Genomic DNA, 22056 nt, shown 5'->3' on the forward strand with positions numbered 1-22056 from the left:
AGAGAGCTAATTCGTAAGTAAAGCTTGTAAATATTCTAAGACTATAGCCTCAAAACAGTGGCAGTCGTTTTAGATGCTAAAAACCTTTTTCAGGGAGACTTACCGTAGATTGGAGTAAGTTTCATAAAGCCAAAAGCAATAGGATACTAGGAAGGAAGTCACCAGAAGCGACAAACTAAGTCGCTGATGAACTTCCGGTGTATTCAAAAGCCAGTGTATCCTAATGTCGGCTTCTGTTATATCCGTAGAAACTCACGAAAACCTTTCTCACCAAAATATTGCTGAGTAAAAAGTACAATTCATTGACTCAGGAATATTTTGGTCTGCCCATTGCGCATCTCGCAGAGGCTGAAGCTCCATAAAAAATTATTCTGATTTATTTATTCATTACCGATGCCATTACACCTGTGAACAAGTCATGAGTGTTACAGGCTGGTACTTATTTGGGAATACTTTTATAGGAGTGATAAGAAAGGCATCGCACTAACATTTTCAATTCAAATGTACTACGTCACCATCACTCTCCTTTTACAAAAAATACCTATCAATACTCACTAATCTACCAGGAGCAAGCAAGATGGGATTCACTGAAGATATTACCAAGCTATCTGAACAAGTGCGTAAGCGGGCTGACCAAGTTGTTGGTGAAGAATCTACTAAGATGGCACTGATTGTTCCTTTTTTGAGTGTTCTTGGCTACGATGTCTATGATCCTAGTGAAGTAATGCCGGAATACGTGGCAGATTTTGCTATTAAAAAAGCAGGGCAGTTTGAAAAAGTTGATTACGCTTTAGCTATTAACAATAATATAGTTATGCTTGTAGAGGCAAAAGCCCGTGGTCAAAAAGCTGAAGCACATGATGGGCAACTGAGTCGCTATTTTAATGGACTTTTGACAACAAAAGTAGCTATCGTCACTAATGGGGTTGAGTATCGTTTCTTTACAGACTTGCGTGATAAAAATGTCATGGACAAGGAGCCATTTTTTACTTTTAATATCCTGGAATATGATACCAAAGATATTGACAACCTCAAATTTTTTCACCGTGATAATTTTGAGGTTACAGCTATTACCAACCATGCTGAAGAAATGGTTTATGTAAAAGGCATGACTCAACTTCTAGGAAACCTTTTACGTTCTCCTTCTGAAGAATTTATTCGCTTTTTAGTGACTGAACTTGGTACAGTTGCTCCTAGTTATGAAATTAAAGGTCGAATTACTGGTAAAATTATTGATAAATTCAAACCAATTGTTAAAAAGTCGATTCAGGGAAGTTTAGTAGAGTTAATGACTCGCTCACTTACTCCAGTAATAGATCAGCCTGTTGAACCTCCAATAGACGTAGATATTGAAGTAGGGGATATACAACCAGATCCTCAAGAATCAAAAGTAGTAACAACTGCTGAAGAAATCGAAGCTTTTGAAAAAATTAAAGCAATCACGCAAACCTCAACGAGTTACAATTATCAACTCCAATACAAAGATACTGTTTCATACTTTGGTATCAATCTTGTTGGCAAAAGTACTTGGTGGTTTCTGCGGCTGTATCTATCTTCGCAGAAAAAAAGTTTTGTTACTCGATTAAGTGTAGATGAAGTAAAGTCGCTAGCTTCAAACTTTGAAGTGCAGGAAGTAACAGCTTCTCTGGGAGATGTCGCATCAAAAGTAATTATTTCCTCTGTCAGCGATTTAGATAAGCTGACATTACTGATTCTCAGATGTTACGAGGCAGAAGCAGCAAAGCATCAAACATTGACTCCAGATGTAATCAGAATGGAAAAATCAGCTTAACTCAAGGTATCTACTACCAAACTATAGCTAACCAACTATCTGCAATTTTTGCCTGTTAACAAATTAGCGATCGCAGTACTAATTACTTGACATCCTAGCAACGACAAAAAAAGTGGCTCTGCAATCAGCAGAACCACCAAAGCTTTCGCAAATTTGTTATGAATTAACGAACTGCCCCTTGAGCAGAAACAGTATCAATGGGTTTCATCAGGTACAGTCGCAATAACTGCCAGCCGTTGGAGATGTAAAGTGGCAGTTTTTGGAACAATTGCAGGAATTTGGGAGTGTTGGAGTTAGCGATCGCACCCAACTTCTCATTATTGCTTATACAAACATCCAAGCGATCGTAAAACTCTGGATTCTCTACATCCAGCATCAGTGGGAATACCCGACCTGCGTTTTCGTTGGTCTTCTTAATTACATGGATATCGTATTCCCGTGCATCCAATCCCAGGGTGGCATAAAAGTCCTTGCGTTGGATGTCATTGAGATACATAGTTGCAAATACCGATAATAGGAAGAACCGACTCCACAGCCGTGCTTTCCAATCATTCAACATTTGCGGCTGAGATTTCATCACCGCATCAAAGAAATCACCGTGACGGTTTTCATCTTGACACCAGTTTTCAAAGAACCGGAAGATTGGATAAACCCGATCTTCAGGATGTGCTTCTAAATGGCGATAAATGGTGATGTAACGCCAATAACCGATTTTCTCAGAAAGATAAGTAGCGTAGAAGATGAATTTCGGTTTAAAGAAGGTATAACTGCGGCTCTTAGTCAAAAACCCTAAATCTAGGGACAGATTAAAGTCCGACAAAGCTTTGTTCAAAAAGCCAGCGTGACGCGCTTCATCCCGTGACATCAGGTTAAAACACTCTGCCAAAACAGGGCTTTTTCCTTTTAAGCGACGACCAAGTTCTTTATACAGCAAAAAGCCGGAAAACTCTGCCGTACAAGAACGTTCTAGAAATTCAACGAACAACTTGCGAGTTTCCCCGTCAATATGATCCCAGGATTGTTCAAATTCGGCATCCCGAACAAAGTGGTGGCGGTTGTAATCAGTGCGGAACTCTTCGAGAATGGCTTGTAACTCGTCTTCGTTGACGGAGATATCCATCCGGGCCATTTCATCAAAATCGGTAGTATAAAACCGAGGTGTTAACAGGGTTTCTTTTGCCGGGACTTTAATCCCTGGCCGGATTTCTTCAAAGCCTGGTTTTTTGAGGGAATCTACCATGTCTTGATTTCTCTTTCGTCTTTATTATCTTAAGTAGACCTTTCGGGTGACGTTCCTACGTCTCTACCGCCACGGTAACGGCAGTTCCTCATGGGAAACCCGTTGGCGCTAGTCTCTCTTTTGGGAGAAGACCGGACTGCCTCACCAGAAATCCTCTGGCAAACCGTAACAGCCCACAATAATCCAATTGTATAAAGTTCAGTCTACCAAGGTGCGGGTGAGAAATTTCTAAGCAAAACATTAAGAGTTGCAACAATCATTCCGTATTTGCGGAATCAAAAATCGCGGATTGGTAGTCAAATAAATATAGTTCAGCAAGCAGCATTATCTCGTTGAAGTGGAGTAGCACTTACCTCTTGATTTTCAAAGCACTACTATTTCAGTAATTTTCTGTGGTTGTTACTACAATAAATTTATGGGGTTCTATTAATACATTAGACAGCTTAAAATTAACAATCCATGAGTAGCATAATTACTGGTAAATCTAAGTAATTTAGTTATTTTTTGCACCTTTATCAATAATTCTAGATTAGACAATGCCCACAACTTCAAATCAGAACAGCAGTGTCTATTACGAAAGTTGTTAGAAAGCAAATGGTGCAAGATGTAAGTCTAGCTATTAGCACTTAGTATAAAAAACAGTCCCACAAAAACATTTTAAACAACAAGAGTAAATCCAAAAGGTTGAAAACAAGATGAATCTTGAAAACAATCAGCAGCAAAAAGACCGACTTCTTGTCTCTTATATCTTATGTGCAGTCGGATTTATCGGGGTAGGAGGATTGCAGCGTTTCTACAATGGCAAGATCGGAACTGGTTTGTTATGGCTGTTGACTGGTGGTGTATTTGGTGTAGGGCAGTTTGTGGATTTATTCTTTATCCCCAATATGGTTGACGAATACGAACATAACTTGAGATTAAAAGCGGGTGTATCTCCCTTTGGTGTGCCGTTGAATCAAGCAGTAGTTGCTTCTCAAGTCCACCAACCAACAGGCAACCAACTGATGGTGAAACTGATTGAAGCGGCGGAAAGCAAAGGTGGTATTTTAACTGTCACTCAAGGCGTAAAGTTTACAGGAGCCAGCTTTGCTGAAGTGGAAGCTACTCTCAAAGAGATGTACAAATCAGGTTATGTAAAAATTGATAACGACCCCAATACTGGAGCCGTTACTTACCATTTCCACGAGCTTTAATTGTTATTAGTCATTTGTCTTTTGTCATTTGTTCTTTGTGCTTTGTTATTTGTCATTTGTTAAAAACCAATGACCAATGACCAATGACCAATGACCAATGACCAATGACCAATGACTAATTTCTACCTAACCACTTTTGACCGTCCAAGCGCTGAACTAAGCCATATACCAACAAATCGAGGGTAATTTTGCGCTCATCGATTAAGAATGACTCAAGAGTGCTAGGTTTTTTGCCTTCATTACAAGAAAATCCTTTTTTGCCTTGAATATCTTCATCGGGGAAGTACAGGTTAAACTGACGCTTACCGATTTCTGACCAACTGCCAATAATTTGCCAGCATTCTTCGGCGGATTCAAAGCCAGTGATTGGCATCTTCTGCTTGGCAAAAGACACCTGTAAATCTTTCACACCTTTTTGAGCGATCGCTTTTTGTAAAGCTGGTAAGTAGTCTTGCTCAATGAACTCTACAAATGGCTTATTTTCAACAGCTGGGGCTTTTTCCTTTTTAGGGGCTTTAGCGGCGGGTTTTTCTTCTGTTGCATCGTCGTCGGCGGGTTTTTCTGCTTTTGCGGCTTTAGCTGCGGCGGCGGGTTTTTCTCGCTTGGGTGATGCAGCAGCTGGTTTGGCAGCATTGGGATTATCTTCGGGGTTTGCGGCTTTAGGATCTGGCGCGTTGGCAGTAGGAATATCTGTGGCTTCGGATGAGTCTGTACTGGGAGCGTGTTCTTCAGCTACACTGGGAGCTTGCTTGTCAACAGTGCTGGGAGCTACTTCTCCCGCTTGATTGTGATTGGTTGGGTCTGCCATTGCTCAGGTCAATCCTTTAATCTAGCTTTGGGAGCGATCGCTCACCTTGATGTATCGGGTACTTTTATTTTGACATACTACTACCGCTGTGCAGAATTCGTAATTTGTATTTGTAATTCGTAATTTTTTATATACCGCAAGGGTTTCATTTATTTGGGATGGGTGGTTTACTTGCAATACTGTTTGGTTAAGGTAAGAGACGCGATGAATCGCCGTCTCTACAATATTCAGTCTTTTGTCTTGACGGCGATAAATCACATCTTTAGCGATCTAGAATTTTCATCCTTCAAATTCCTTTGAATCCCATGCCAGTTTCTACCTGTTGCTGTGCCGGAGTAGAATTTACCTTGCTGCTAGAAGTCTGACGCCTAGTGCCAACTTGGCTCAAGAATATACCTACTAAAATCAAGCTACCGCCAATATATTGAGGTCGGGTAGGGGCTTCACCCAAAATTGAATAGGCTGCGATAATTCCCACAATTGGGCCAAATGAGCTAACTAAGGAAGCCATAGATGCAGTAGAAGTTTTCAAGCCTTTAATCCAAAAAGACTGGCCTACCACCACAATCAACCCGCCATAAAGAAACATCCATTGCCACAAGAATGGTGAGAGAACATCAGCGAAATGATCCTTGCCATAGAGGACTAAAGCAATAAAGAAAAAGATTACAGTTCCAAGTGCAGTCCGAAAGATGCTATAGATTCCCAAAGGAATCTGCGAAAGGTGTTTCTTGCTAATAATCGTAGAAGCGGCTATGGCTATAGATGCAGCTGCGGCTAAAAGTTCCCCTATGCCTAAACCGAAACCTCCCATGTTCATCATGGTTTCTGTTGGAGGTTGAAGGATAATAGTTAGGATAACGCCAACAAAAGCTGCGATCGCACCAATAAATTCCCAAATATTTACCCGTTCTTTCAATAACCAAACTGATAAAGCCAAAGTTAGAGGCGGTTCCAAACGTCCCACTAAGATGACATTGTTCACCCCTGTGAGTGCCAGCGCCTGGAAAATTAAGCCAGGGGCTAACGCTCCTGATAAAATAGCTACTGCTGTTAGACTGACCCAATCTTTCCTTGAGAGTTGTTTCAAATTAGCTTTGTTCCACTGTCGTCCATAGATTAGGATCAGAAGTATCAAAGCGCAAAGGTTTCCCACGAATAAAACATTACATAAAGAAATCGGATTGCGGTTGCCGATCAAATGTTGAGCGCCAATTTCTGTTAGTTTCCGAGTAACAGCGCTAGATGCTCCAAAAATTAGCATTGCTAGCCAGAGATATGTTTGTCCTGAAATTCTATGGATTTGGCGATGTGGTCTTTTGGCTCTAGTCACAATAAAATCACTGCAATGAAAGCATTGCTCATCATATTAAGTTATCCTCAGAGCCTTCAAAATGAGGTTTTGTTGAGAAGATACTTAAATTCTCCTGTGACTTTGAGCAACCATGATTAGCTGAGAAAATGCTGAGAATTCACTAAATTTTCTCAAAGGATAAATTCATGAAAATAGTGGCTTAGTTTCAATAAGCTCTCACTGCCACCTGAGATGCTTGGGATGTTCAGGATAAAACAAAGAAGAGAAGTAACAAATGAAACTCGCACCCTTACTTACAAGTGTAGCCTTGGTTGGTTTTTTCACAGTTTGGGACGTACCATTAAAGGCGATCAATCCGTCATTAGTGCAAGCATCAGCAGCCGAAGAAATGTCTGTAGCACAAAAATTAGATTTGCTTACTAAGAGTAAGGGTCAAGTTGGTAGTGGCGATCAACTACGTCGTTTCTTTTTTGGTGACTTGGAACCAATCGGTATCCAGGTAGGTGGTGCAGGTCATGTAGTTAACCTTTATAACAAAGCTAATGATGTCACATTCGCTTACTGTTCGCATTATGATGTGATTGTTGCCATTAGGAAAGGTAAGGTAACTAAATTTGAACCCAACGAAGTCAAGTAATCATAAATCCACTTTCTAATTAATATTTTGCTGACACTAGAGGAGCGATTTGATTGCATCTAGGTTGCAATATATGAAGAAAAGCCCGGAGTCACAAAAACGTCTCCGGCTTTATGCTGTGCATTTATGCTTGAACAAAAGTCTGATTTAGTCCTTCTCCAAAAATTATTAAGTTTCTGAAATATCGGGTCAAATATAAAAGTTAAAATATGATACTTTTTGCCCTTAAACTCTTATTTAATTATTTTCGTTCTAGGTATTTTACAATGAGGTTTTTAAAAGTGATCGCTTGCGAACAAAAATTGTTTAATAGCTATTAAAGCAATTATTCTATGCTACCTCACATAGATAATCGGTAGCAGTTCCAGATTAATGTAGTCAATGATTTTCCTTTTTTGAAAAAATATAAAAATTATATAATCCAGTCAAAAAAATCAGCAAAAACTAAACCTTAACCAAGATGCTATTCAATCTTAATGATTAGGAAAAATATTCTTAACATTATTCAAATACACTCTTGCTAAGATAACTCCAAATACAGATTACAATCTTAGGTTTTGACTTTTAATGGGCGAATAAAAGATGCTTAATTCTCGGTTCATTGTAATCAAAATTGGAAATAATGGGTTCCAAAAAAATGTGTGGAAGTGTAGCTAGATGTAGTTTTGAGATTTCTACATCTGACATCAAGTTCTCACATATCCTAATTTCAAAACTTGAGCAAATAGTAATTACAACAATCTTGAGTTAAGTTTTTTTAGCCTATTTACAGTCAAAAGTTTAGTAATTAGTATTTCAGTTTTGCAAACTTCTCGGCTATATAAGCAAAGTAAGATAACGCAAACTAATCTTAAATCTCAACCTAGCAAAATTAGCTTTGTTTGTATCGTACTGGCTTTTAGTCAGGTAGCAGTTTGCATATTTGGAGTGTTCCCAAACGTTTTACAGCTTGAATAAAAGGAAAATTCTTATGGCTCTCTATGGCTATACCATTGGAGAAGATCGCGACTCAAACGCTAGTAATGGCAAGCAACTTGACGTTTACCGCTTTTTGATCCCTTCTGGACCTGGAGGTTCTATTACTCCTACAAGAGTAGGTACAGTCAATCTTCCAGCTACTGCTACTACCGCCGATCTAGAAGGTTTGGGAACTAACCCTCGTACCGGAAGGGTAGGTGCGGTTAACGAAGCACGCGTTACTGGTGCTACAACACCAATCGATCCAACTGTTACTGTCGTTAATAATGTAGATCAGCCTTTTGCTCCAGCCACGACCTCACCAACCCGTACATCATCTGACCTACGTCGTTTTGGATTTGAGTCAGGTGCTGACTTTGGACGTGACTATTCAGTAGCTGCTCAACCAATTGTTCTATACAACATTTCAGGGAATCCGAATCCCGCAAATGGGCCAGTAGGAAGCTCTCTTTATAAAATTACTACAGCTACCCCTGGAACTGTTAGCCTTGTAGACGGCTTTGGCGCACCTACTACTACTGCACAAAGACAAGGAACTCAACCTACCAATCCTGGAAAATTTGCCGATGGATTAGCTATCGACAATCTCAATCCTGGTAGAACTCGCGCTCTTGCTAGCGATTTCAGGACTAATGATGGAGATGGAAACCAGCTTTACAAAGTCGATTTGCTTACTGGTGAACTATCTGCACCGATTACTCTAAGAACTCCTTCAGGACAAGCTCTGAATGTCAACGCAGATTCTGGGTTGTCATTTACTAACTTCGGTTCTCAAAGATTGCTGGGTTGGCTGGAAACTGGCGCTGTCTATGAGATCACAGGCTACCAAGATGAACTTGCTGCATCAGGTCTAGGTTTAGGTAGTGCCACAGGTACTAATGGCGCTGGCTTTGCAACCGCCACCTTACTTGGTAACGTTAATTTACCAAATGCTGTGAGTGGAGTCGTTGATTATGAAGGCTTTACGATTGTTAATGAATAACAGTCGTCAATAGCATACTCTTTCTTCAACTCTTGTAAAAAGTACTTTTGCAAGAGTTGAAGAACGGAGCTAAGGATAAAAAAGTGCCAAGCGGGATTATGACCGATTAACTGAGTTTGTAGTAAGCACTTTAGTCATTAAATAAGAGCTATCACTATTCAAAGTTTTATTTGATGAGCCATTAGAGCCTATAGTTAACGTTTCTCTCAAAATTAATTTATTGTTCTCAATCGATAAACAAATATTTGTTTCTTCAATAATTTTTTTCAAAAAAATTGTCAGTTTTTCAACATGCTTTTCTCTTTTTTGGTCAAAGGCTGGAATTTTCTCTCTCAATATTTTGTGAATTTGAGATATAGGAATACCACCTTGTTTCAACTGACTTAATTGCTCAATATTCTGCTTCAATTCTTCTAAAGCTTTCTTCGTTACTACTAAAATATCATCATCATTTAATGAACTCTCGCTAATTACTTCATTAGTTGGAATATTCTCTATTTTTACCTGGGGAGCAGGTATAGGTATAAAGCGATCGCAAACAGACTTGAGAATACGATTAATTTGTCCTTCGTAAGCACATCCAATTACAGTTTTTCCATACTCATGGAGCTTTTTAGCTAAAGCGGCAAATGCACCATCGCCTGATACAATAACGAAAACTTGCAACGTAGGACGACTCTGGGCTAATTCCATAACATCAATGGCTAGTTGCATATCTGCTGCATTCCGTTTATGGCTGTAATCAAAAATTTGAATTGCTTCGATGCCAAGTTCTTGAATTTCATTCTTGAGTAGCCTTAATCGAGAATCACTCCAGTCGGCATAAGCACATTGGATAGCAATTTTATTAACTAAGTTAGTATTTTCTAGATTTGTTTGAATTTGTTTCAGAGAAAAATTTAGATTAGGGTTGCTTCTACCCATTGTTAAATTTTCAATATCATAAAAAATAGCTGTATTGAACTGCCCAATATTAGGTGAAGTATGAGCCATGGAAGTAAACTGCTCTACACGAATCTGACGCTGCTTTAACTCTTTTAACTCAGCAATTAAAGACGTTATTTCTGGCGCTGACTCTGAACTACTCGTTTCCTGTTTTAACTCCGTAATTGTTGTTGTTAAGTCATTAACTTGTAATTTTGCTTGTTGTAATTCTTCTTGTAACTGCTCAGTTAATGTATTAATCTGACTCTGGGTTTGGACAGTCTGCTCCCGAAGTTCCCCAATGGTTCTGGAGAGAATATACTGGCGTTGCTGATAAGCTGTTACTAAAGCTTGTTGAACGATATCACATTCTTTGGGAAAAGCTTCACGGGTACACACTTGTAAAACTGTTTCATAACCTGCAATCGCAATTTCTAAATTACTAGCAATATTCCCTTGTTCAAACTCTTGAATAATTGTACTTAGTTTGACAATAACTCTAGCTAAATTAATAGCAATGGCAGGTTCTTTAGCAAAGCGATCGCTTACCCATTTTCGCAACTTTAAAGCTAAATCATCGTTGAGTTTACTTAGGTTATGTTGCAGAATTGGATATACTTCCTGATTTTGATAAGTTGCTCTCAATAAATCAATTAGAAAGTCTTGCTCCTGGTTAGCAGCTTCATTTGGCATAGCTAAATCCCTGACAATACACATTTAAATTTAGTATTCCCAAGTTTTCATGCTATTGAACAATTAAAGCGGTGTAATCCAATAAGTAATGCCTCTAATAGCTTGTTTTTTAAAACCATACAAAGATAAATTATCTTCAGATAAACCCACATAAGTCCAATGTGGAACATCGTTTTCTACAGTTTGAAACCAACCATTTTGATTAAGAGCTTTTCTTTGCTCTTTACTACCTACGCGTAAATCAATGGCTAATCCCCAGAGATGTTGTGAAGTTCCGGGAGGGGCAACTAAACCGAGAATTTTTGTTTCTTTACCTTGTTGAACTTTTGCTAAAACTCGATCGTCAGCATACTTGTGCCAAAATCTTAAATTCGTGTTGAAAGTGCGAGTGCAATCACCAGAGCCATAACCAGATTTTAGCGGAATTTGTTGTTGGACTCGCGCTTTATTTAAAGCATCAGCCGCCGATTTTTGTAAATAACAATCGTTAGTGCCATCAACATGACCCATTGTTAAACTAGCTTGAAACTCTTGGGTTTCTTGTTCATTAACAAAAATATTTTTTGGTGGTAGTTTAATTCCAATATCGGGATTTACGAATACTGCACCATAGCTTCGTAGCAAAGTATATTCATAAGTACCAAGCTGGGGAATTGTAGGTAATTTTCTAGCGATCGCAGATAAAAAACGCTGTTTAGCATCTAATTTGGGATCGGGAATAAATGGTTCCGAGCTTGGATTTTTAGAGGTATCTATACAAGGTAATGAATTATTAATCAAGCATTCTTGTAATGGTTGAGCAGTTATAGCAACTTTGTGGTGGCTAATCTCATTGCTAGCTACTAATACAAAAATCATCAATATAACGATACTGATGAAACTTGTCTTTCTAATAAACCTAGTAAGATTTCTTTGATTTTTGAGGGTAAGTTTCATTCTAAATAATTAATTAGCGATCGAGAATAAAGTTAATACTTTTTTTGGGAATATTGATTATTGATGAATTAAAGTCGCAGATAGTTTATCGACACTGAATTATCGTTAAATTCAAATTCGATAAAACATCTAATATATACCAGCTGTCAATTAATTTGTGCTGGGTTAACGCTCTGAACAACAACTGCGAGCGAAAAACCGGAATGTTGTCACAAATTTTAAAAAGATGAGAATTTTCACTTATTACTAAACTTAAAAAATGGAACCTTGTTTTTAATTGAGTACTAGTAAGTTTGATAACTTTTTTATCAGAAAGTTACATCCATGAAACCACTGGAACAGTTAAAATTGAAAAGAACTCTAAGCTTGCCGATCCTGTAAGTATGACCATGCACAATTCCGTTGAATTCCAAGACGCTTTTGATGTCATAGTCGTCGGTGCAGGTCACTCCGGTTGCGAAGCAGCTCTTGCCTCTGCACGCCTCGGTTGTCGTACCCTGCTATTGACGCTCAACTTGGATAAAATCGCTTGGCAACCTTGTAACCCAGCAGTAGGTGGCCCAGCTAAATCTCAGTTGACTCATGAGGTAGATGCACTCGGCGGCGAAATTGGTAAAGTAGCAGATCGCACCTACTTGCAAAAACGTATCCTCAACTCTTCACGGGGACCTGCTGTTTGGGCATTACGCGCCCAGACGGACAAGCGCGAATATGCAGCGGTGATGAAAAATGTTGTTGAGAATCAAGAAAACTTGACAATCCGCGAAAGTATGGCAACAGATTTGGTGCTGGGCGCTAATGATGAAGTCATCGGCGTTGAAACATATTTTGGTGTAGGATTCCAATGTAAAGCAGTCATCTTGACAACCGGCACCTTCCTGGGAGGCAAAATTTGGGTTGGTAACAAATCAATGCCAGCCGGACGTGCTGGGGAATTTGCGGCTGAAGGATTGACACAAACCCTAAATCGCCTGGGATTTGAAACCGGCAGACTTAAAACTGGAACTCCAGCGCGAGTAGATAAGCGATCGGTAGATTATAGTAAAATGCTCATCCAGCCAGGAGATGAAGATGTGCGCTGGTTTAGCTTTGACCCAGATGTGTGGATAGAACGGGAACAGATGCCTTGCTACATCACCCGCACAACCCCCGAAACCCATCGCCTGATTCAAGAAAATTTGCACCTGTCGCCAGTTTATGGTGGTTGGGTGGAAGCCAAAGGGCCGCGCTATTGTCCCAGTATCGAAGATAAGATTGTCCGGTTTGCCGACAAGGAAAGCCACCAAATCTTTATTGAACCAGAAGGAAGGGATATACCCGAACTGTATATCCAAGGGTTTTCTACAGGGTTGCCAGAAAATTTGCAACTGCAAATGTTGCGGACTCTCCCTGGTTTGGAAAAATGTGTGATGCTGCGTCCCGCTTATGCAGTGGAATATGACTATTTACCAGCAACTCAGTGTTACCCCACACTAATGACTAAAAAGATTGCGGGGCTGTTTTGTGCTGGGCAGATTAACGGCACCACAGGTTACGAAGAAGCTGCTGCTCAAGGGCTGGTGGCGGGAATTAATGCCGCTCGATTTGTTTGCTCTCAAGAAATGATTGTCTTTGCCCGCGAGCAAAGTTACATTGGGACGCTAGTTGATGACCTGTGTACAAAAGACCTGCGAGAACCTTACCGGATGCTCACCAGTAGGTCAGAGTACCGATTGCTATTGCGTTCTGACAATGCCGACCAACGTCTGACACCCTTGGGAAGGGAGATTGGTTTAATTGACGATCGCCGCTGGGATATATTTACTCAAAAACAGGGTAATATCACCACAGAAAAACAAAGATTGCAAGCCACACGAGTTAAAGAACATGATGAAATTGGAATAGCGATCGCATCTGATACCCAACAAGCAATTAAAGGTTCGATTACCCTCAACGACTTGTTGCGGCGTCCAGGATTACATTACGTTGACCTCGACAGGTTCGGACTAGGAAACCCCAACCTCAACCGGGTCGAGAAAGAAGGCGCAGAAATTGACATCAAGTATTCTGGCTATCTCGCAAGGCAACAAAATCAAATTGACCAAATTGCCCGCCAAGCGCACCGCCAGTTACCTGGGGATTTAGACTACACAACAATTGATACTCTTTCTAAAGAGGCACGGGAAAAGCTGACTCACATAAAACCACTCACCCTTGGTCAAGCTGCACGTATAGGTGGTGTAAACCCAGCGGATATTAACGCCTTATTATTATATCTAGAATTGCGTAGAACCAAGAGCCAGTCTGAGTTTCCAGCGTTAGCTTAATACAAGCTTGATAAAGACTGAGTATAGTAGTAGGGAGAGAGATTGGTATGATAGATGACATAAAGATTAATAGTGGCATCATCAACAATCCCCAGATGCAAGTTGAGTTTAATACCAACACTCAATCAACTTATCTCAATCAGATGGGGGATTGGATGTTTCATTATTCAGGAGGCAGTGTTTCGACTACGCTCAACAACCACGCAGGAGTAACCCACGCACAACTGCATAGGATTGGCGCAAGACCGGAGGCAAAGCGGCTCCTCTGTTTGTATCTTGCCCGATACATCTCAATACAATTCTTCTTTTTAAACAGGGTAATCACCCAGGAATAAAGTTTTTATTCATACTTATTTCCTTCAGTAAGAACTGCCCTCGACCTACTGCCTCCTCTGATAATCCTAATTTTCAGGCGTAGGGGTGGCGTTTCCTCGTCCAAGCAACAACCCAGAACGTCTATGTTACAAGAAGCCAGCACCCGTCTCATAGTACCAGAACCATCAGAAGACTTAATCACCAACGAGCCTTGGTCGATAGAAAACTATGCTGATGGCTTAATGGATGAACTCTTTGCCGATATCGACTACATTCTGGATGCTAGTGGTAATCTGCCTTCTCAAACTGTTAGGCACAGTAGTCAGAACAGATGGAGCCACTCTGTTGCTGGAGTTTCCGCCCAAGCTCAACGCCAATCGCCTCCAGAATACGTGCCTCTGCAAACAGTTACGATCCCACAGATTACTTTAAACCAAGGAGTACAGTCAGTTGCTCAAGATCGGCACAAGCAATTGAGTACCGTTGTATTTGGCACCTCTACTGTTAAACCAGTTAGTAGAAAGCGTCAAAAAACTAGTTCGGTTTTGGGCAAACTGCTGATTGTCGGAACAACTTTAGGCGTGGCGATCGCTAGTACGATCTACTTGGTGCAGTCTGGAGTCGTATATCTTTTAAATAACAAATTGCCTGAGTCAGCGCTTCTATTGCCGCAATCGCAGTCACGGTTGCCCGTAAAAACAGAAATTGAGGCAGAGTTAGTTGACTATATGCTCCAAGCGCTGGCTGTTATAGACAAGCAAGGAGCAAAAAGCAATCAAAAATCTTTCAATCCAGGATTCTCCAGTCAGGCAAATACTAACCAAATAGCCTTTGGTCGCCAGCAAGCAACTGGTAATCTACCAGCACTTCCACTTCTAGCTAATAATACACCACCAGCCCCTAATCGTTCTGGAAGCGTTGTTGAGCGCATCTATGTCCCCGTTTATCAAGCGCCGTCACCAATGCGCTACGCCCTTCCAGCCATTCCGGGGACTCCCACACTTTTACCACAAGTTGCCAGTGCGTTACGGGTATCTCAACCTAATGTTGTGAAAACTGCCCTGAATACAGTGCGACAAGCTGCCAAGCCTGTAACTGTAAATATGATGGCTGCGGCTGTACGAGCCGAACTCAAACCGGTGGCAGCCAAAACTGCACCCATTACCGTGCGCCAAACACCCAAACCTCTGCCTGCATTACCAGTAGTTCCATTGCGTGCTGCACTCGCACCAGAGTCAGAACCAACTATTACCCAAGAACAAGTATATCCGGCAACTGCGATCGCAGTTGCTCCGAGTAATACCTTAGAGGGATTGCTGGAGTTGGGCAACAAATCTGCCGCTTTGTTTAAAATTGATGGTGTGACTCGCCGCATCAATATGGGTGAAAGTATCGGCTCAAGCGGTTGGACACTAGTAGATGTCAGTAATGGCGAAGCAGTTGTCCGACGTAACGGCGAAGTGCGATCGATTTATGCAGGACAGAAACTATAAATTTTTTAACTCACTATCTGATTGAGGGGAGTTTAAAGATTAAACTCATCTATCACCATTAACAGTACTGCAACCAGTAATAATTGATTGAAATAATTTGATCGCGTCAAATAGTCCTCTATTTCTGTCAGCACTGTTAAGATTGCCTAGCCTAGCTAATGCGATCGCGCCTTAATAGTTTTAATATTATCAGCTTTATTGATAGCAAGATCGCTTTTACCTCCAGCAGACTCTAGTAACTATTGAGCAAGGATACTTTTTTGAGAATTTGCCTATTGATTTCGATAACTTTGATACTTTAAATGCCAACTTGTGTAAATACTGTTGCTAAATCTTTATTAAAATAAGTCTCGGTTAAATCATCTAGTAATGACATAGTTCTGTCCTTTGAAAAAGTATTTGCATAACCCTTCGCCTAATAATGCTTTTTCTCAAAACGGACATCCAAAATCGGGTAATTTCCTGGCTTAATATCAAATTTCATTGGGTTTATCTCCTTTTGTAGCTTGAGAGTTACGCATTCGCTACACTGTTATTAACCCAAATGTTTAGGTGTAGTCTGTCGTAGGCATCGGTTTGCTGATGAGAAAAAGTAAATATTTACTATAAATAGCTGGAAATTTCGTCTAATTATCTCATAAATCAGTGAAATACCACAACGTTTAATCAATATAAGCAGAAAATCAGGTTTGTGGTGAAGAATTAAAAGACAATATTGAATTTCCCTATCTAAAGATGGTTCACAGAAATAAATTTCAATGTTAAAACTATAATTTATGTTTATTTTAGTTACACTACAGTGACTATATGGAAACCTACATCTTGCATATATCTTGCTTAAACAAGATATATTGAGCTAAAAAAGTTAGTTTGCTAATTGATGTAATCCTGAAACCTTAACAACATGAAACAACCTAACTATTTTCAAAATAATTCTAAAAACTCTTTAAAAGAAAAGTACCATCTTTATAAAGGCGAAAAGCTGAACTGGCTTCAAGTAGCTCTTCGGCTTGAAAGGTCAATTATCTCTATTATTCTTCCTTGGGTAATATTTTGTAGTATATATGGTACTTTTATATCATTTTTATATCATTTAGGATTACCAATAGCATTTTCAGATTCTAGTAATATTCTTACCAATGCTGTTTTAAGCTTTAATATTGGCTTTACATTACTATTAGTATTTCGGACGAATACAGCCCATGATAGATTTTGGGAAGGTCGTCAACTATGGGGAGCTTTAGTTAATACATCGCGTAATTTAACTCGGGGAATCGCGATAATAGTTAAAGAGAAGACACCACAAGATAAATTAGAAAAGGAAGCAATGCTTCGGTTAGTAACTGCTTTTGCAGTTGCAATGAAGTTACATCTAAGATCGGTGCCTTTAGACAGTCAGTTGGCATCATTAATGTCTGAAAAACAATATTTACACCTCCAACATAGCGATCATCCTCCACTACAAATTGCTTATTGGATAGGAGATTACTTGCAGTACCAGCATGACCGAAATTGTCTAAATGTCTATCAACTAACTACTTTACATAATTGTGTAGATGATTTAGTCGATATTTTAGGTGGTTGCGAACGCATTTTAAAAACACCGCTGCCTTTGATATATACTATTAAACTCAGACAACTGTTATTAATTTTTTGTCTTATATTACCTTTGGAAATTGTGAGCTTTTTAAATTGGTGGACTGGTATAGTAATGGCTTTTGTAAGTTTTACATTATTAAGTATTGAACAAATTGGCTCAGAAATCGAAGAACCTTTTGGCTTTGATCCTAATGACTTGCCTTTAAATACTATTTGCAATACAATCTCCAACAATGTTGAAGAATTAATCAGGCTTACTTCTAACAATGTTCGTTCTTATTAAATCTGTAAAAAAGTTTTATCAGTCAACTTTTGAGAAAATACTTGGCTGAAAAATATAAGAGTTTAATAAACACTTCGCCAAGCTTTTACCGTCCCTTTACCAATTTCGCTATCAACAGTTTGACCTCCTTCCAAGACTAGTCTGATATCTAAGTTCTCATCTGGAGCATTTTTCAAAGCAGCGGCTAATTCTTGACTGACAACAAACGTGCCGATTGGACCGTCTAATTGAAAAACTTTTTCTCTGACCTTGAGCAAAAGCTTATCGACTTTTTTAGTCGTGACAAATCTAAGATAGTCAGGTCTAGGATAGACACGACCGGCGGTGTAGAAAGAAGACATTGCTTGACCCGAATTTACTGTTACGAGTACTCGAATACTCGAAGGTGTCCACAAACTAATAACTTGCGTTGAACCCCCACGGTACAAATAGCCACCTAAAGAATTGCGGTCGAAAACCCCAAGAAACTCCCCTTCAAAAGGGTCAACAATTTTTACGGTTTTTGACCAAGGCACATCCATATCGGGGGACAGTCCAGCCGATTTGACCGTTGGCAAATCGCTTGATGCTTGAGCAAGAATAGCTATTTGTTGAACAGTGAAAGCAGCACAATGTTGAGGGGAAATTACAGCCAAGCTAGCCCCAAAAAGAAGAACTGGAATCGTTTGCGGTAACTTCATCATAAATAAATCAGGGGTATAATCTTCAAATGGTTCTTACTGCAAAACAGTTTGCCTCACTTCAACTGGTTCACCCGTCAAACTAAAAGGTCTAACTTCGGTAATTTTTACCTTCACTAACTGCCCTTTGAGTTCTTTGATGTTGCCGCTAAAAAAGGTCAAACGATTACCGCCAGTACGTCCCATCACCTGGGTTGAATCTTTAGGATTTTGGTCTTCTACTAAAACTTCTTCAATGCGTCCAAAGTAACGTTGCGATCGCTCTGCTACTTTCAAGTTTCCCAGATGATTGAGTCGTTGTAGGCGATCGCTTTTAATTTCTTCACTCAGTTGATTGTCCCACAAAGCGGCTGGTGTCCCCGGACGCGGTGAATATGCTGCTGTATTCAACATATCAAAGCCAATATCTTCCACCAGTTTTAGGGTATTTTCAAACTGTGCTTCTGTCTCTCCAGGAAAACCAACTATTACATCGGCACTAATCGAGGCATCTGGCATATACCGACGAATGGTATCGATAATCCGGCGATATTTCTCCTGGGTATAACCCCGCGCCATCGCCTTTAAAAGTTCATTATCTCCAGATTGAAAGGGAATGTGGAAGTGTTCGCACACCTTGGGCAATTCAGCACAAGCCTGAATTAATCTCTCAGTAAAATAACGGGGATGGCTAGTAGCAAATCTTAGCCTTTCAATCCCCGGTACATCATGCACGTAATAAAGCAAATCTGTAAAGTTGTGCAGATGCCGACCTTCTGGTGTGACTCCAGGTAAATCTCTGCCGTAAGCATCAATATTTTGACCGAGTAGAGTAATTTCTTTGTAACCTTGCCGTCCTAATTCTTCCATTTCAGCCCGGATAGCTGATGGTGTGCGAGATTGTTCGACACCGCGCACATTGGGAACCACGCAATAGGTGCAACGTTCGTTACAGCCGTAAATCACATTTACCCAAGCGGTCACTGTACTATCTCGTCGCGGCTGGGTAATATCTTCAATAATGTGAACTGCCTCGGTTGCTACAACTTGATTGCCTTCAAATACTGACTCCAACAAGTCTTTGAGACGATTGGCGTGTTGTGGCCCCATTACCAAATCTAGTTCTGGCACTCGCCGCAACAGCGCTTCTCCTTCTTGCTGGGCAACACAACCAGCAACGATAAGAGTTAAATCAGGCTGCTCGTGTTTGCGCTTTGCTTGTCTGCCAAGATAGGAATATACCTTTTGTTCGGCATTATCCCGAATGGTGCAGGTATTGTAGAGAATCACATCTGCATGATTCGGGTCTTGGCACCACTCAAAGCCCATGTCTTCCAAAACGCCAGCCATGCGCTCTGAGTCAGCTTTATTCATCTGACAACCGAAAGTAGTAATGTGGTATTGGCGTTTAGAAGTGGTCATGGGCAATTCTGCTGAATCAGCGTAATGTTATGTCAGGTTTATTTCTATTCTATAACGCTCTTAAGCTGCTTCAGGAGTGCTGAGTACCTTGGCTCAGATTCCTTTTAATATTTCAAGATAAAAACCTCAAGAAGTTACAAGCTGCAAGCATTAGCGGTGATGAAATTCCACCTCTTTCTCCAAAATCCTGATGTCATAGTTGCCAAAGAAATCGTGACCTAGTAGCCCGATGCTTGCTTTTGGTGCGATCGCTACTTGAAGATTATTGGCTGTAACTCCACCTACTGCAATAGATTTTACCTTACTGGTTGAAAATTTTACTTCACTACCATCAGCAATTTGGGCTTGCATTGTACCTGTAGCCTGAAGATTAAGTGTATTCGCCATATCTTGAGTGATAATGGTTCCACTAGCACCTGTATCTACAATCATTTCAAAGGTTTTTTTGTCGTTGAAGGTGACATCAATCACAGGAGTTCCACCAAAACGGCGTTTGATTGAGACTCGAAAAACTTTGTTATCTGAAGGTGCGGCGATGATATTGCCACAAATCCTTTCTAATCCAACAATTTTACCAGAAGGAGTTATCATGTAACACGCTCCTGGATCGTCTGCTATTGCCCGATGAGAGAATGCTAAAAATATCAGCGTCGGCATTAGTGCGTAGGCGTAGACCGTCATAGACATCACAAGGTTAACGGTCGTAATCCAACGCTTCCAAGCATTCTTCATGTTATACTGCTCTCCAATTTTTGTGATTACTCTTAATAGCTAAACTCATCATGGCGGCTGTAAAACATGATATTAAAAGCACAAATTTATAATATAAAAATTTAGTATTTATTAATTTAAAATAGAAATTCAATTTTTATCTGTTTACAACTAGATATTTTTGCCCAATTTTTGTAGTTTTATTTAACCGATAAAGTTTTTTATCTAATGTGTTTCAATGAAAATGAATTTGCATTTTACTCAATAAATTTTACCTAGAATTACTGATTGATAAATTAAAGATTAGGTAAAGACATGATAAAAATACTTAGAGCAGACGAAATCTGACATACTAAGAAGTTGGATAAGATAAATTTGTTAACTTACTCAAAGGTTGCTGCTGTATTTACAGCAGTTGCGATCGCATTTTTAACAGCAATGTCTTTTTGTTCTAAAATGATATTTTCACTTTCAGTACGCGAAGCAACTACACCGCAAATAGCCGCTGCGGCAAAATTATATACTCCTGCCATCTTAAATAGCGTGCCGCATTCCATCTCATAATTCAAGATATTCAAGCGCCGATATTCTTCTGTAATGCCATGCAGCGATCGCATTAAATTTGGATTGGCTGAATCAGTGCGTTCTTGTCCTTCGTAAAAAGTATCAACTGATGCCGTAATTCCGATATAATGTTCAACCTTTAATTCTCGTGCGGCTTTAACTAAAGCAACTGTGAGAAAAGGATCGGCTGCGGCTGGATATTCCACAGGCGCAATGTCATTTGCTGCACCTTGACGACATAATGCTGCACTGCTAATAACAATGCTACCAACTGGTATATAAGGTTGAATCGAGCCGCAAGTTCCAATGCGAATAATTTGCCGGATTCCTACTTGTATCAACTCGTTGACAACAATACTTAATGAAGGCGCACCCATACCACTTGTAGCTGATAAGATGGTGCGACCATTCGGTAAGTATCCTACATAGCTATTGAGTCCGCGATTTTCTGACAACACGCGTACATCTTGTAAATAAGTTTGGGCAATTAAGCGCGATCGCTCTGGATCGCCAGATAATAGAGCAATGCTGGGAGGCGATGAACCTAAATCATCTTGCCCAAAGTCAATGTGATAGAAGTGTTTATTTGGCATTAAATTTTAGATTTTGGATTATTTTATTTACGAACCGTTTTTACCTTTCCATGTAAGATGCCATTGGTCATATAAATAAAACGGTGGAATAATCTTTTTGCGAATTTGTGCCATTTCTTCAGAGCGGTCAATACTTTGCATCAGATAACCACTCTCAAAGATAAGTTCATGAACTTCCTCATATTTATAAGCAGCTTGAAAGCCAAGATGAACATATAGGTTATTAATAAAATTATTGACTACTAATAAGCTTCCTGTAAATTCCACGAGATGATTGAGATCGTCATAAATAGCACTAGGATGACCTACAGGTGTATCTCGAAGAGAAGGGAAGACACCTATAAAATCTTTTGCTCTACCTCTACCGTGTTTTATCATAAGTTTTTCTTTGAGGCTGAGATAGATAATTAATTCTTTTAAGCAAAGTGTCTGTTTTATTACCTTATAAGTACAACAATAGCCTCGCCAACAAGCTGTTGTACCCCATTGAGGAGAAAAACCGTGTTGCGTTGGCTCAAATAATCCCACACCATCAACACTTGCAATACAGAATATTTGACTTTTATAAATTAATTGATCGCTAATTTGACCAGTCATTTTTTTCTTATATATT

18 protein-coding genes are annotated in these 22056 nt (G+C 39.8%); 8 read left to right on the plus strand and 10 right to left on the minus strand.

Translation table 11 applies throughout. The features are described 5' to 3' along the window. Positions 1-577 precede the first annotated feature (577 nt). The gene (locus RM368_RS04385; RefSeq protein ID WP_322692918.1) at positions 578-1792 is read left to right on the plus strand and encodes a type I restriction endonuclease; all 1215 of its coding nucleotides are present in this window, start codon (positions 578-580) and stop codon (positions 1790-1792) included. Positions 1793-1955: 163 nt separating this feature from the next. On the opposite strand, the gene acsF is transcribed toward RM368_RS04385, so the two are convergent. Then, on the minus strand, positions 1956-3032 hold the full coding sequence (gene acsF / locus RM368_RS04390; RefSeq protein ID WP_322692919.1) for a magnesium-protoporphyrin IX monomethyl ester (oxidative) cyclase: 1077 nt from the start codon (positions 3030-3032) through the stop codon (positions 1956-1958). A 695-nt stretch (positions 3033-3727) separates the two neighbouring features. Here acsF and RM368_RS04395 point away from each other — a divergent pair. Beyond that, a complete protein-coding gene (locus tag RM368_RS04395) occupies positions 3728-4225 on the plus strand; it encodes a TM2 domain-containing protein (RefSeq protein WP_322692920.1) in 498 nt (165 codons plus the stop codon). Positions 4226-4340: 115 nt separating this feature from the next. Here RM368_RS04395 and RM368_RS04400 read toward each other — a convergent pair whose 3' ends face one another. Together RM368_RS04400 and RM368_RS04405 are read right to left on the minus strand one after the other, a co-directional pair. Then, positions 4341-5033 carry a DUF2996 domain-containing protein gene (locus RM368_RS04400; protein ID WP_322692921.1) on the minus strand — a complete coding sequence of 231 codons (693 nt, stop codon included), beginning with the start codon at positions 5031-5033 and terminating at the stop codon, positions 4341-4343. Positions 5034-5319: 286 nt separating this feature from the next. After that, the gene (locus RM368_RS04405) at positions 5320-6366 is read right to left on the minus strand and encodes a DMT family transporter (RefSeq protein ID WP_322692922.1); all 1047 of its coding nucleotides are present in this window, start codon (positions 6364-6366) and stop codon (positions 5320-5322) included. Positions 6367-6622: 256 nt separating this feature from the next. On the opposite strand from RM368_RS04405, the gene RM368_RS04410 reads away from it, so the two are divergent. Together RM368_RS04410 and RM368_RS04415 are read left to right on the plus strand one after the other, a co-directional pair. Next, on the plus strand, positions 6623-6985 hold the full coding sequence (locus RM368_RS04410; protein WP_322692923.1) for a hypothetical protein: 363 nt from the start codon (positions 6623-6625) through the stop codon (positions 6983-6985). Between the two features lie 970 nt (positions 6986-7955). Continuing rightward, positions 7956-8945, plus strand: coding sequence for a water stress protein WSP1 (locus RM368_RS04415; RefSeq protein WP_322692924.1), 990 nt, complete (start codon positions 7956-7958; stop codon positions 8943-8945). A gap of 96 nt (positions 8946-9041) precedes the next feature. Here RM368_RS04415 and RM368_RS04420 read toward each other — a convergent pair whose 3' ends face one another. Both RM368_RS04420 and RM368_RS04425 read right to left on the minus strand, forming a co-directional pair. Then, a complete protein-coding gene (locus RM368_RS04420) occupies positions 9042-10562 on the minus strand; it encodes an NYN domain-containing protein (RefSeq protein ID WP_322692925.1) in 1521 nt (506 codons plus the stop codon). Positions 10563-10625: 63 nt separating this feature from the next. Continuing rightward, the gene (locus tag RM368_RS04425) at positions 10626-11498 is read right to left on the minus strand and encodes a D-alanyl-D-alanine carboxypeptidase family protein (RefSeq protein ID WP_322692926.1); all 873 of its coding nucleotides are present in this window, start codon (positions 11496-11498) and stop codon (positions 10626-10628) included. 383 nt (positions 11499-11881) lie between these two features. Between RM368_RS04425 and mnmG the strand changes: the two genes are divergently transcribed. The 4 genes from mnmG to RM368_RS04445 all read left to right on the plus strand — a co-directional run bounded on the left by mnmG (position 11882) and on the right by RM368_RS04445 (position 17494). Further along, complete coding sequence (gene mnmG, locus RM368_RS04430) at positions 11882-13804, plus strand: tRNA uridine-5-carboxymethylaminomethyl(34) synthesis enzyme MnmG (protein ID WP_322693027.1); 1923 nt, start codon at positions 11882-11884, stop codon at positions 13802-13804. Positions 13805-13851: 47 nt separating this feature from the next. Next, positions 13852-14139, plus strand: a complete 288-nt coding sequence (locus RM368_RS04435) for a hypothetical protein (protein WP_322692927.1) — start codon at positions 13852-13854, stop codon at positions 14137-14139. Between the two features lie 123 nt (positions 14140-14262). Further along, positions 14263-15612: a hypothetical protein gene (locus RM368_RS04440; RefSeq protein WP_322692928.1), complete on the plus strand. Its 1350-nt coding sequence runs from the start codon at positions 14263-14265 to the stop codon at positions 15610-15612. 904 nt (positions 15613-16516) lie between these two features. After that, positions 16517-17494: a bestrophin family protein gene (locus RM368_RS04445; protein WP_322692929.1), complete on the plus strand. Its 978-nt coding sequence runs from the start codon at positions 16517-16519 to the stop codon at positions 17492-17494. 62 nt (positions 17495-17556) lie between these two features. Here the strand turns inward: RM368_RS04445 and RM368_RS04450 are convergent, their stop codons facing one another. The 5 genes from RM368_RS04450 to RM368_RS04470 all read right to left on the minus strand — a co-directional run bounded on the left by RM368_RS04450 (position 17557) and on the right by RM368_RS04470 (position 22040). Beyond that, positions 17557-18177, minus strand: coding sequence for a hypothetical protein (locus tag RM368_RS04450; protein ID WP_322692930.1), 621 nt, complete (start codon positions 18175-18177; stop codon positions 17557-17559). 33 nt (positions 18178-18210) lie between these two features. Then, positions 18211-19575, minus strand: coding sequence for a tRNA (N6-isopentenyl adenosine(37)-C2)-methylthiotransferase MiaB (miaB, locus tag RM368_RS04455; protein ID WP_322692931.1), 1365 nt, complete (start codon positions 19573-19575; stop codon positions 18211-18213). A gap of 150 nt (positions 19576-19725) precedes the next feature. Further along, a complete protein-coding gene (locus RM368_RS04460; RefSeq protein ID WP_322692932.1) occupies positions 19726-20307 on the minus strand; it encodes a retropepsin-like aspartic protease in 582 nt (193 codons plus the stop codon). Between the two features lie 362 nt (positions 20308-20669). Further along, a complete protein-coding gene (locus RM368_RS04465) occupies positions 20670-21443 on the minus strand; it encodes a nucleoside phosphorylase (RefSeq protein ID WP_322692933.1) in 774 nt (257 codons plus the stop codon). 27 nt (positions 21444-21470) lie between these two features. Then, positions 21471-22040, minus strand: a complete 570-nt coding sequence (locus tag RM368_RS04470; protein ID WP_322692934.1) for a hypothetical protein — start codon at positions 22038-22040, stop codon at positions 21471-21473. Positions 22041-22056 lie beyond the last annotated feature (16 nt).

This window comes from Nostoc sp. DedSLP03 (assembly GCF_034530815.1).
Lineage (GTDB): Bacteria > Cyanobacteriota > Cyanobacteriia > Cyanobacteriales > Nostocaceae > Nostoc.

Excerpts from the sequence above, each read along its gene's own strand:
- RM368_RS04440 (WP_322692928.1), top strand. The coding sequence starts at position 14,263 with ATGTTACAAGAAGCCAGCACCCGTCTCATAGTACCAGAACCATCAGAA.
- RM368_RS04460 (WP_322692932.1), bottom strand. The coding sequence starts at position 20,307 with ATGAAGAATGCTTGGAAGCGTTGGATTACGACCGTTAACCTTGTGATG.
- RM368_RS04445 (WP_322692929.1), top strand. The coding sequence starts at position 16,517 with ATGAAACAACCTAACTATTTTCAAAATAATTCTAAAAACTCTTTAAAA.
- RM368_RS04425 (WP_322692926.1), bottom strand. The coding sequence starts at position 11,498 with ATGAAACTTACCCTCAAAAATCAAAGAAATCTTACTAGGTTTATTAGA.
- RM368_RS04420 (WP_322692925.1), bottom strand. The coding sequence starts at position 10,562 with ATGCCAAATGAAGCTGCTAACCAGGAGCAAGACTTTCTAATTGATTTA.
- RM368_RS04410 (WP_322692923.1), top strand. The coding sequence starts at position 6,623 with ATGAAACTCGCACCCTTACTTACAAGTGTAGCCTTGGTTGGTTTTTTC.
- miaB (WP_322692931.1), bottom strand. The coding sequence starts at position 19,575 with ATGACCACTTCTAAACGCCAATACCACATTACTACTTTCGGTTGTCAG.
- RM368_RS04395 (WP_322692920.1), top strand. The coding sequence starts at position 3,728 with ATGAATCTTGAAAACAATCAGCAGCAAAAAGACCGACTTCTTGTCTCT.
- RM368_RS04470 (WP_322692934.1), bottom strand. The coding sequence starts at position 22,040 with ATGACTGGTCAAATTAGCGATCAATTAATTTATAAAAGTCAAATATTC.
- RM368_RS04415 (WP_322692924.1), top strand. The coding sequence starts at position 7,956 with ATGGCTCTCTATGGCTATACCATTGGAGAAGATCGCGACTCAAACGCT.
- mnmG (WP_322693027.1), top strand. The coding sequence starts at position 11,882 with ATGACCATGCACAATTCCGTTGAATTCCAAGACGCTTTTGATGTCATA.
- RM368_RS04385 (WP_322692918.1), top strand. The coding sequence starts at position 578 with ATGGGATTCACTGAAGATATTACCAAGCTATCTGAACAAGTGCGTAAG.
- acsF (WP_322692919.1), bottom strand. The coding sequence starts at position 3,032 with ATGGTAGATTCCCTCAAAAAACCAGGCTTTGAAGAAATCCGGCCAGGG.
- RM368_RS04435 (WP_322692927.1), top strand. The coding sequence starts at position 13,852 with ATGATAGATGACATAAAGATTAATAGTGGCATCATCAACAATCCCCAG.
- RM368_RS04465 (WP_322692933.1), bottom strand. The coding sequence starts at position 21,443 with ATGCCAAATAAACACTTCTATCACATTGACTTTGGGCAAGATGATTTA.
- RM368_RS04400 (WP_322692921.1), bottom strand. The coding sequence starts at position 5,033 with ATGGCAGACCCAACCAATCACAATCAAGCGGGAGAAGTAGCTCCCAGC.
- RM368_RS04450 (WP_322692930.1), bottom strand. The coding sequence starts at position 18,177 with ATGATGAAGTTACCGCAAACGATTCCAGTTCTTCTTTTTGGGGCTAGC.